This is a genomic window from Caballeronia sp. LjRoot34, from assembly GCF_964253815.1.
In the GTDB taxonomy this organism is placed as follows: Bacteria; Pseudomonadota; Gammaproteobacteria; order Burkholderiales; family Burkholderiaceae; genus Caballeronia.
Genome location: NZ_CAXUSB020000002.1, coordinates 2,514,827 through 2,527,335, shown reverse-complemented (window position 1 = coordinate 2,527,335; position 12,509 = coordinate 2,514,827). Strand labels below are relative to the sequence as shown.

The window sequence follows — 12,509 nt, the reverse complement described above, 5'->3', positions numbered from 1 at the left end:
CGTCAAACGCGCACGAGCGGTAGATATGTCGGGCTCACTCGCAGTCACGCATCCCCAAACGGATTCCCTTTCTTAGTCGCCGGTGTCTGCGTCTTCGTCGCCAAATGGTTCTGCAACCAGAACATCGCTTTGTTCAAACCAAGCGCGTGCCAGTCCTGGCCCATTTCGCAGATGAACACCCGATCATCCGCCGCCGTAGCACGCGAAAACGAACCCGCCAGTTCCTTGGCGTTGCGATCCGTGTTCAGCACGAGGAACGCGCCCATTTGATGCAGATGCAAGAACTCATAGTCGTCACCTGACACTTGCGCCGCGATGTCTTTGATCTGTGCGTGCTGCTGTGTCGGAGTGCCGATAAAGATGCTGACGAGATACGTCACTTTCTTGTTGATGTTCATGTTCTTCCGCCGTGCTGTGATTTATAGGGTGAGAACTTGATTGTCACACAACGTAGACATGCACCCCTTTCGCGACTCGGATCTCTATCGAATGTGAGCGTGCGGGAGCACATCCTCGACCAAGCCCGTACTGAACAAAGTGAACGATCAAAAACTTGCCAAATGTTCTTATCGCGTGTCCCAATCTGCACTATCCGACGATGCAGACAAATGCGCCAAATTCAGAATATTCTGAAAAGGCCGGGTCAACGAGATAACCGCGTCGTCGGAAAAAACATGCAAATCCAAAACGACGTAAATAATTAGCTTACCTTGACACTTTGTATCAATTTTCATAAACGTAACCATTACACTCGCCGGCCATTAGGATTGCCACGCGTGTAATGAAATGAATAAGAACTGTTTCCGTGTTGTTTTCAGCCGTGTTCAAAACGCATTAGTTGCGGTCGCGGAGACGGTCTCTGGAAGGTGTTCAAGCAGCGGAAATTCTGGCGCTACATCATCCCGCCCGCTGCCCCTCGTGTGGCAACTCAGAGTGGCAGCATTCGGCGCCCTCTGCGTCTTTGGCTTGACGCCCGTATGGGTCGCCGCGCAGATCGTTCCGAATCGAAACGCAGGAGCACAGAAACCCACTGTCGCGACCACGCCCTCAGGCATTCCACTCGTCCAGATCTCGCGCCCATCGGCTGCGGGTGTATCGAACAACCAGTACGATCAATTCTCCGTCGGCCGCGCCGGAGCGGTATTAAACAATTCACCAACCTCCGTTCAGAGCCAACTCGCCGGCTGGATTCCCGGCAACGCAAACCTCACATCACCGGCCAAGATCATCCTGAATCAGGTGACCGGCAATCTCCCGTCCATGCTCGCGGGGCAGATCGAAGTCGCAGGACGCAAGGCCGAAGTCGTGATTGCAAACTCCGCAGGCATCACATGCTCGGGGTGCGGCTTTATCAATACCAGCCGCGGCATTCTCACCACCGGCATGCCTGTCATTGGACCGAGCGGGAGTCTCGATGCGTTCCGCGTCACGAGCGGCACCGTCTCGCTCACCGGGGCCGGTTTGAACGCATCGAATCTGGATCAGGTCGATGTCATCGCGCGTGCCGTATCGGTGAACGCCGGCGTGTACGCGAACTCATTGAACGTGATCACCGGCGCCAATCAGGTCGATCATTCGACGTTGGCAGCAACCCCCATCGCAGGCACCGGGACGGCGCCTTCGGTCAGCGTCGATGTGAGCCAACTGGGTGGCATGTACGCTCAGCATATCTGGCTGGTCGGGACCGAGCGTGGCGTCGGTGTCAATGACGCGGGCACCATCGCCGCGCAGTCGGGTGACCTGACGCTCTCAAGCCAAGGCAAGCTCGTCGTCACGGGCAACACGAACGCGTCGGGCAATTTGAATCTATCGGCGGCTGGCGGGGTAGAGAACAGCGGCTCGATCTACGGACTTCAGTCGGCGACCGTCAACTCATCCGGCGATGTGTCGAACAGCGGCACGATCGCGGGACAGGCCCAGGTCGTGGTCAACGGCAGGAACGTTTTATCCACGGGCAGCCTGGCTGCCGGGGTGGATACATCGGGCAACGTGGGCCAATCCGGCGACCTGATCGTCGTCGCGAGCAATGCGCTTGCTGCGAACGGCCGGAACTTCGCGGGAGGCAACGCGACGCTGCAGGGCGCATCGCTTGATCTCTCGGGGTCGACGACCACGGCGAACGGCAACCTGTCGCTGCTGGCTCAGAACGGCGACGTGAATCTGACGGGCGCCAACACGAACGCAGGTCAGAGAATCGACATCAATGCGCCTTCAGGCACGGTCCGCAACGACGCGCAAAGCGCAAACGAGCTCGCGCAAATCAATGCCGCCCAGATCAACATCAACGCGGCAGGCCTCACTAACAGAGGCGGCCTGATCAACCAGACCGGTACCGCTGATACATCGATTCAAATCACGGGCGAATTCGACAACTCGGGTGGCACCTTGACCACCAACGCGGCCGACCTCGCGCTGCAGGCTGGCTCTATAGCAAACGCCGGTGGCAAGGTGCAACTCGCGGGGTCCGGCAAGCTGACCGTGACGACCGGTGCGTTGAACAATCAGGGCGGCGTGGTCGCATCGAATGGCGCGCTGTTGGTGAAGGCATCGGGAATCAGCAATCAAGATGGCGCACTCTCTGCTGTGAACGCCGTGACCGTTGCATCGACAGGTTCGGTTTCGAACGTGGGTGGAAGCGTCGACGCCGGTGGCGCGCTCAGCGTATCCGCTGCATCGCTGGATAACACGCAGGGCTGCATCGCAGCGCTGGGCGTCGATGGCTTGACGGTGAACATCAGCGGACCGTTGATCAACGCGCCGGCCGCCGACGGATCGAATGGCCTGATCGGCAGCAACGGAGCGACCGCCATTTCCGCAGGGTCGTTGACGAATAACGGAACGCTCAACGCGGCAACCACCCTGGGTATCAACGTCGCCAATACGTTCGATAACTCGAAGGGCATCGCGTCCGGACAGACCGTTCAGGTTCAGGCACGTGACCTCGTCAATCAAGCTGGGGTCATCAGTCAAAGCGGAACGGATAACACCACGGTTTCAGTCGCAGGCTCGTTGAACAACTCGGGAGGGACGCTCGAAACTAATGGGCGTGATCTGAAGATATCATCAGGGTTACTGACTAACGGTACTCAAGGGTTGATCACGCACAGCGGAACCGGAACACTCGATATCCGAACCGGCGCATTGTCAAACGCCGGGGCTATCACGACCAATGGCGACGCCGTAGCGAACGCGACGATGCTTTCAAATAGCGGCACCGTGAGCGCTCAGCGCACACTCGGCGTGACGGCGGTATCGATAGATAACAATGGTGGTTCGCTCGCATCCGTCGACGACTTGACGTTGCAGAGCAAAACTCAGCTCACCAACGCACTCGGCACGATACGCTCGGGGACTTCCTCCACGCCTGCCACGGTAGCGATCACTGCCGGCAACCTGGATAACAGTCAGGGCGTGATCAATGCAGGTTCCGCGGGCATTCACGCAGTCAACCTGACGAACCTCGGCGGCAAGATCACGCAGTCAGCGACAAACGGCACGGCCACGCTTGATGTGTCGAACACGCTCGATAATAGTTCCGGGTCGATACAGGTCGCAGCGGTCGATCTCACGCTGACACCGCAGACGCTGACCAATGTTAACGGGACTATTGCGCACGCTGGTAACGGCATGCTTGGCGTGCAGACCGGCGGGCTGGACAACGATGGCGGTGTGCTCGGCACGAACGGCGCATCGACGATCAGCGCGTCATCGGTGTCCAACCGTGGAGGTCAGATCTCGGCCGTTGGCACGCAATCGATAACGGCTACGACAGGCGTTGATAACAGCGCCTTAGCGAGTGTTGGCGGCTACATCGGTGGCGCAAGCGTTGCCGTGTCGGCGCAGCAAGGGAGCGTGACGAACACTGGGGGAATGATCGAAGCAGCGACGGGTCCGGCAACGCTCAACGCACAGACACTCGATAACAATAGCGGCACTGTCCACGCGCTGGGCAAGGGCGCCGTGACGGTGACCACAAGCGGAGCCGTCTCGAATCGCAGTGGCATGATCGGCGGTAACGGCGATGTATCGGTCAGCGCTGCTCAGATCAACAGTACAGCAGGCACGATAACGGCCCTTGGTCAGGTAAACGTTGCATCGCAGTCTTCGCTGACTAACGATCGCGGCGCAATCATCAGTCAGGGCGGGCTCTCCATTTCGACACCCGGTGCGATGTCGAACATCGGCGGGGAGATTGATGCGAGTGGTCCGCTCGGCGTGTCCGCCGGATCGCTGGATAACTCCCAGGGACGCATTGTTTCGCTCGGCACGGACGCGATGACGCTCAACGTTGCTGGGCAGTTGAGCAATGCCCCCGCAGCCGATGGTTCGCGCGGGGTGATCGGCAGCAACGGCGCTGCATCGATCACGGCCGGGTCATTCACGAATAGCGGAACGCTAAGCGCCGCAACCGATCTGGGCATCGCAGTGGTCAACACGTTCGATAACTCGGGTGGTACAGCATCGGGTAAGTCAGTTCAGGTTCAGGCGCGCAATCTCATCAATAACGCCGGAGTCGTGAGTCAAAGCGGGACGGGTAACACCACCGTTTCGGTTGCGGGCTCGCTGGACAACTCGGCGGGAACGCTTCAAAGCAACGGCCAGGATTTTACGATCTCGTCCGGCTCGCTGACTAACGGCGCTCAAGGGACCATCGCCCACGCGGGCACCGGCACGCTCGATATTAAAACCGGCGCTTTGTCCAACACAGGATCGATCTCTGGCAACGGCGCTGCATCGCTAAGCGCAACCACTATTACCAACAGCGGGACCGTAAGCGCTCAGCGCACGCTTGACGTTACTGGTACGGCAGTGGATAACAACGGCGGGACGCTCGCGTCAGTGGATGCGCTGACGGTGCAGGGCGGCACGCAATTGACAAACGCGGGCGGCACCATTCAGTCGGGAACGTCCACGGCTGCCGGTGCCGTGACGATCACCGCTGACGAGCTCGATAACACCGATGGCTGGGTCAACGCTACATCGGCGAGCCTTCATGCGAACAACCTGACCAACGCCGGTGGCAAGATCGCGCAGACTGCATTCGGCGGCACGGCCACGCTTGATGTCGCGAACACGCTCGATAACACTGCGGGTTCGATACAAATCGCGGCGACAGATTTGTTGATGACGCCGCAGATGCTGATCAACGTGAACGGATCGATCACGCACGCGGGGTCGGGCAGTCTCAACGTAGCAACAGGTGCGTTCGATAACCACAGCGGTGTGCTCGGCACCAACGGCACGTCGACAGTCAACGCGAGTTTTGTATCGAACCGTGGCGGCCAGATATCGGCGCTTGGCGCGCAGTCATTGACGGGCCAGACCGGTGTCGATAACAGCGCGCTTGGTGGCGTGGGCGGTTACATCGGCGGATCGTCGGTTGCGGTGTCTGCGGGTCAGGGCGCAGTCACTAACACAGGCGGGACGATCGAGGCGGCAACGGGCGCTGCAACGGTAAGCGCGCAATCGATCGATAACGACAGCGGAATGGTCCACGGACTTGGCAGTGGCGCTGTCGCGGTGGTTGCAGCGGAGGCGTTGTCTAACCGTGCCGGCACGATTGGCGGTGCTGCGGACGTATCGGTGAACGCGGCTTCAATCGACAACACGTCCGGCACGATAGCCGCCCTTGGCAACGTCGGCATAGCTTCGCAATCGTCATTGATCAATGATGGCGGCACGATTGCGACCCAAGGCAATCTTGCCATCTCGGCAGCGGGTGCGGTATCGAATGTAGCTGGCAAGATCGAAAGCCTTGGGGTAACCAGTGCACTGACACTCGCAGGCAGTTCGATCGATAACACGAACGGTGTCCTAACCAATATAGGAACGGCCCAGACGAGCGTGAACGCGACAGGCGCGATCACAAACGCTGGCTCGGCGGCCATGATCGGTGGAAACGGTGATGTCGCCATCTCGGGTGCAAATTTCAGTAACACCCAAGGCGCTCAGACGGCGGCGGGCGGGGCGTTGACGTTGACCATGCCGGGCAATGTTGTCAACGACGGTGGCCAACTTGTTTCTGGCGGCACGTTGACGCTCAACGAGCCGAGCGCTGTGTTTTCTAACGTTGGCGGAACGGTAAGCGGCGGCAATGTTGCGCTGACGACGGCTAGCCTGAACAACACGAACGGGCAAATTGCGAATCCACTGGGTGGCACCGGAACCGTTACGATTTCCACAGGAGCGCTGCAGAATGACGGCGGCTCGGTGGGAAGCGGTGGTGACCTGGCGATAACAGCCAACACGCTTACCGGCGATGGCAAGATCATCGGCGGCCATGACGCAACTGTTTCGCTGCAAGGTGACTACACGTACAACGCCGGCAACCTGATCACGGCGAACCACGACCTCACGTTGTCCACAACCGGCACGCTCACGAACGAGCAGACATTGTCCGCAGCGGGCGGCGTGACCGTGAACGCGGCGAATATCGTGAACACGGCTGGCGCAGACATTGTGTCGGGCACGGCAGGCGATACCACGACGGGCCAAACGACGTTGATCGCAGGCAATGGCGCGGGCGACATCAACAACGCCGGGCGTATTGAAGGCAATACCGTCACCACGATCAGCAACACGCTCGAGAACTCAGCGACGATTATCGGCGGGACCATCACCGCGAACGCGAACACGCTGACCAACGATGGCGCAGCCGCTATTATCGCGGGTACCGAGCAGGTCAACCTGTGGGTGCCGGGCACCGTCAACAATCAGAACGGCGCCACCATCTATAGTCTCGGCGACGTCAACATGGCCGCGAACAGCGGCACCGATGCGAACGGAACCCTGATCAATCAGACCGGGACCATCAATAACTTGTCATCGACGATTGAAGCCGGCGCCAATCTGAATGCGGCTGCGAACCAGATCAATAACGTCCGCCAGAATATCCAGACAACGACCACGACAAGCACCCAAACATATGTGATGAACGAGCTGCCGTGGTGGCACCCGGGGCAGCCCGGTAACACCGCCCCGTTCCAGGATGCGAACACGATTATTCAAACTGCGTATTACGTGAGTCCGTCGGATATTGTGTCTTCAACGCCCGTTGTGACACCCGATGGTTATATCGTGCAGCGTGTGGTCGTTAACTTGCCCGCGAACGCATCGGTATTTCAGTGGCAGCAGAGTGGTCTGACTTACGGTCAACCCAACGGCGGCGGCAACATCCAATACGGGCAGCAGTCGCGAGTGGACTTGTCCGCGGGACAGGTTGTCTTATACGTCTACAGTCAGACCACCGGCCAGTCGAACCCGGACCAGACCGGCGCAAGCACTGCGTTTCCAGATCACGGCCTCGATACGGTCTCCAACCAGATCGGTACCATTTCCTATTCGAATCAATACGGAGACTGCACGACCTCCTGCGTGAGGCTTGAAACGTATCCGGGTTACACGGACCCGACTACGCAGATCATCAAGGCGACCGAGCAGCGCCGCGCGGGCAGTGGTCCGGGTTCATATCCAACGGAAGTCGAGCGGCAAGCGACACAGACCGTCGCGGAGACTACGTTGTCTGCCGCGAGCGGTGCACCTGCGCTAATGACCGCCGGGTCGGCAATGAACCTGGTTATTGGCAGCCAGTTCAATAACGACAACGGCACGGTGGCGGCAGGCGGGGACCTGAACGTCAACCAGCAGCACGTCGCCAATGGCACGAACGGCAGCAGCAACGCAGCGATCAACAACACCAGTACGCAGTTGAGCACGACGTATTCATTTTCGAATCGCTCGGGCTATAGCAGCCCATGGGCGTCCGATCCGACTGCGCCGGTTCAGTGGGTCACGTGGACCAATCCGTCCATTACCCAAAACACCGGCATTGCCGGCGGCACGATCACGAGCAATCAGACTGTGTCGATCAACGGTGGCGACATCACGAACAACAGCGTGTCGGCGGCGGGTGGTGTTGCTGGCGCCAGCGTGCAGGCACTGGGCCTGGGTAATGTGACGCTCGCAGGCGCGGTGGGCACAGGCGACACAATCACCACGGCGGGTGCATCGGGTTCGGTGGGCACGGCCGGTGCTGCTGGCGCGGGCGGTTCGATTGGAGGGACGGGCACAGCCGGTGCAGCAGGCAGCGCGGCCAATGGTGCCCAGGGTGCGGTGACGACCAACACCGGCACGATCAACGCAACGGATGGCGCGGGCGCTGCCGCGGCGGTGTCGGGTGCGGTACGAAACGTCGATGGTGCGCGTGCCGCCCTGTTGAGTCCGGTACTGCCAACGAGTGGGTTGTATAAAGTAAGCGATACGCCGGGCCAGAGCTATCTGGTGCAGACCGACCCGCGTTTCACGAGCTATGGCACATTCATTTCCAGTGACTACATGCTCGGCCTGCTCGGTATCAATCCCGAACAGACGCAAAAGCGCCTGGGCGATGGTTTCTATGAGACGCAACTGGTTCAGAATCAGGTAACGAGCCTGACTGGGCGCAAGTATCTGCCTGGCGACACCAGTGCCGAGCAGCAATATCAGCAACTGATGCTAAGTGGCGTGGCGGTACAAAAGCAGTTCAGCCTGCAACCGGGCGTTGCGCTCACGGACGCGCAGATGGCGGCGTTGACTGAGGACATCGTATGGCTCGTCAACCAGACGGTGACCATGCCCGATGGCACCCGGCAAACCGTTCTCGTGCCACAGGTCTATCTCGCCAAGACCGATGACGCCACGCTCTCGCCGACCGGCGCGTTGATCGCAGGCAACTCGGTTGGCATCAGTGGCGCCAATATCACGAACAACGGTGGCGCGATCAGCAGCACGCAGAACACGGTATTGGTGGCGAACAACGATATCCAGAACATCGGCGGTTTGATCTCGGGCGGTAACGTTGGGATGCAGGCGGGGCATGACATCGTCAATCGATCCGCGACGGACACGGAATGGTCGGCCTCGGCGAGCGGCGTGTCGTCTCACACGTCGATTGGACAGGTGGCGCAGATTCAGTCGAGCGGAACGACGTTGATGAGCGCCGGCAATGACATCACGGTTCAAGGTGCGCAGATCACGGCAGGTGCGGGGATCGGGATGTCGGCGGGACATTCGGTGAACATTGCGGCGGTGGACACGGGCTCGGACATTGCCACGCAGGCGGGCAAAAACACTGAGCACACTGTCTCGACGCAGGCGGCGGGAAGCACGATATCGGCGGGTGGAAATCTTGGCGTTGTCAGCGGCGGCGGCATCAATGTAGCCGGCAGTCAGTTGAACGCCGGCGGGAGCATGGTGGTCGCGGGCGCGGGGAACGTGAGCATTGTGAGCGCGACAAACACGACCACGAACGATGGGCACTCGGAATCTCGCCGCTCCTGGGAGACGGTGCATTCGAGCGCCGAGACGAATGCGGCCAGCTCGCTGTCGGCGGGCGGCAATGTCACGGTACTGGCCGGTGCGCAGTCGGATGCGAACGGTAATCTGGTCTTGCCGAGTGCTGGAAGTGCACCGGCGAAAGACCTGACGCTTCAGGGTTCGTCGATTGTTGCGGGCACGAATGGCGCGGGAAACAGTCAGGTGGTGATGGGGGCGACGGGCGATGTGAACGTGGTCGAAGCGCACGACAAGACCAGCTTCAGCGACACATCGCATTCGTCATCGAAGAGCTTGTTATCGCGGTCGACCACGGATACGCAGAGAACGTTTGCCGGGGATAACGCGACGGGCTCGCTCATATCGGGCGACTCGGTGGCGATTGGCGCGGGGCACGATATCAACGTTCGTGGAAGTGCGGTGGTTGGTACTGACGTCGTGGCGCTGCAAGCAGGTCACGATGTGAACATCACCACGTCGCAAAGCACGGACACGCAAAGCAGTGGGTATCAATCGAGCAAGTCAGGCTTGATGGGTAGCGGTGGCTTGGGCGTGACGATTGGCAGCCGATCGTTGGCGCAGACGGATCAATCATCGAGCTTGACGAACCATGGCAGCACAATCGGGGCATCGGCAGGGGATGTTTCGATCACCGCAGGTCACGACGTGACGCTCACGGGCAGCCAGGTGGTGGCGGGTCAGGATGTGGCGATCAAAGGTCAGAACGTCACGGTGAATGCTGCGTACGACACGTATCAGGATGCGCAGACGCAAAGATCGAAGCAGTCGGGGCTGACGGTGGGCATCGGCGGCGGAGTGTTGGATACGGCTCAAACCATGGTCGCCGATGTGAAGTCTGGGACGCAATCGGGTGATTCGCGACTGGCTGCGGTGCAGGGGCTGGCAGCGGCGGAAGCGGCGTATCAGAATCGTGGTCAGATCGCTGGCACGGCGGACGTGTTGGCGAGCGGTGGCAATGTTGCCAACGCATCGGGTGTTCAGTTGCAGTTGAGCATTGGGTCGAGCCAGAACAATCAGGCGTCGAGCACGTCGATCTCGACGGCGCGTGGGTCATCGATTGTTGGCAACGGTAACGTGAGTATTACGGCTACGGGTGAAAACGGCGCGGCGGGAACGGGCGATATCACGATGACCGGCGCGAACGTGATGGGCAGGGACGTAGATATGTGGGCGAACAACGACGTGACGCTGAAAAGTGCGCAGAGCACGCAAATCGATTCGAGCACGAATGGTTCGACCGGGTGGAAAGCCGGGGTGGGGATTGGAGTGAGTTCTGAGGGCGGTGCGGGGATCAGCGTGTTTGCCAGCGGTTATGCGGCGAGCGGGCATGGCAACGGCGAGAGCGTGACGCAGGAGAACACGACGGTGGCGGCAGGTAATGCACTCGCGATCCACTCGGGGCGGGATACGACGCTGGATGGTTCGCAGGCCTCGGGTAATGCGGTGAGTGTGGATGTAGGTCGCGACCTGACGATGACAAGCGCGAAGGACACGTCTAACTATGCTGATCGACAGAGCAGTGTGAGTGGGGGGCTGAGCTATACGTTCGGTGCGGGAGGATTTGCGGGCAGCATGTCGGCGAGCCGCACGAAGATCGACAGCAACTTCGATGCGGTGGGGCAGCAGACAGGAATCGTCGCGGGTGAGGGTGGGTTTGATGTCAATGTGGCCGGGCATACGCAGTTGAACGGGGCGCAGATTGCGAGTTCGGCAGATGCCACAAAGAACACGTTTACAACCGGCAGCTTCAGCTTCAGTAACGTCGACAACACGTTTGAATCGTCGGGTTCGACGACGGGCGTGACGTTGAATACGGGAACGGTGGGTGGACCGCAGGCAGCGCAAACGAGTGATAAGGAGAACGGCACGACGTATGCGGCGATCAGCCCCGCCACGATCACGGTGAAGTCGGATGAAGCCAGCGGCACGGATAGCACGGCTGGGCTCTCGCGTGATACGACGAACGCCAATGAGACCGTGCAAAACACGTTCAACCTTCAGCAGACGCAAAACGATCTGGCGTTTGCGCAGGTGTTTGGGAAGACTGCGACGTATGCGGTCGGCCAAGCGGCGGACCAACTGGAACGAACCAATCCTGCTCTCTTTGGAGAAGGCGGAGCGGGCCGGGATGCGATGCACGCGGCGGTTGCTGCCATCGGCACGGCAATCTCAGGCGGGAACATTGCAGGAGCGGTTGGCGGCTCGCTGACGGGCGATGCGTTGACGGCGCTTGTCAAACCGATCATCGATCAGGCGGTGAGTGGATTACCACCGGGTTCGCAGCAAGCAGCACGGAATGCGTTGAACGACGTGGTGGCGACAGCGGGTGGAGCGGCTGCGGGGGCGATGGCGGGTGGCTCGCAAGGGGCGTTAGCAGGCGCAGGGTCGGCGTCCAACAACGAAATCTACAATCGGCAACTTCACCCCGAAGAAAAGACGCTTGCGCAGCAGATAGCGCAGAAGAGCGGCGGCAAGTATACGGCGGCACAGGTTGAAGATCAGATGCGGATCATGGGCGCGACGGTCAACGGTACGGTCGAGAGCGGCGCGCCCGATACGCTGATCGGTCAGAAGCCAACCGATGTGGGTGCAGGCTGGTTGTCCGCGGGCCTGACCGCTGACGGCAAGCCAATTCTGACTCAGACCAACGAAGCGGTTGATCCTCAGCTCCAGGCGTACATCGTAAATAACTACGCGTCAGCGGCACCTGGCGCTGTGCCGAGCGTAGTGAGTGGTTACACGGCTTCGCCCACCCAGCCGCAGATCGGACCACAGCATGGTTCGACTGGATCCTCGGGGAGCGTTTGTCCACGGGGGAATTGCGGCGTTGTGAATACGACGGTCAATACGACAGTCAATCCTCCAACGAGAGGGCAACTGGCGACGGCAACGGACCTTGGTTCTACTGCGATGGGGGTGGCTGCCATCTGGCTCCCTCCGCCCTTTGATGTCGGTGCCTTAGTCGGTGCTGCTGGGCTGAAATCCGCTAACTACGCACTTAGTCCACCGAGTTCGTCGTCAATTCTGTATGACATTGCTACGACGTTTGCTGGCTTGGCTATTCCGCAAGGCCGCGGCGTGCAGACATTCTTTACGTTTGGAACGTCGGTAGCACAGCCCTACGTTATTCCGAGTCAGAAATGATTTGTTCACGCCTCCTTGCTTGAGAACCAAAA

At 59.9% G+C, this 12,509-nt stretch carries 2 protein-coding genes and 1 pseudogene; 2 read left to right on the top strand and 1 reads right to left on the bottom strand.

Annotation, left to right across the window (positions count from 1 at the left end):
* Positions 1–44: 44 nt before the first annotated feature.
* Positions 45–398 carry a hypothetical protein gene (locus ACSQ36_RS30785; protein WP_231937376.1) on the bottom strand — a complete coding sequence of 118 codons (354 nt, stop codon included), beginning with the start codon at positions 396–398 and terminating at the stop codon, positions 45–47.
* Positions 399–786: 388 nt separating this feature from the next.
* Here ACSQ36_RS30785 and ACSQ36_RS30780 point away from each other — a divergent pair.
* Positions 787–906: pseudogene (locus ACSQ36_RS30780) on the top strand (ESPR-type extended signal peptide-containing protein); the annotation flags it as partial.
* Between the two features lie 27 nt (positions 907–933).
* The gene (locus tag ACSQ36_RS30775) at positions 934–12,477 is read left to right on the top strand and encodes a two-partner secretion domain-containing protein (RefSeq protein WP_436184983.1); all 11,544 of its coding nucleotides are present in this window, start codon (positions 934–936) and stop codon (positions 12,475–12,477) included.
* Positions 12,478–12,509: the final 32 nt, after the last annotated feature.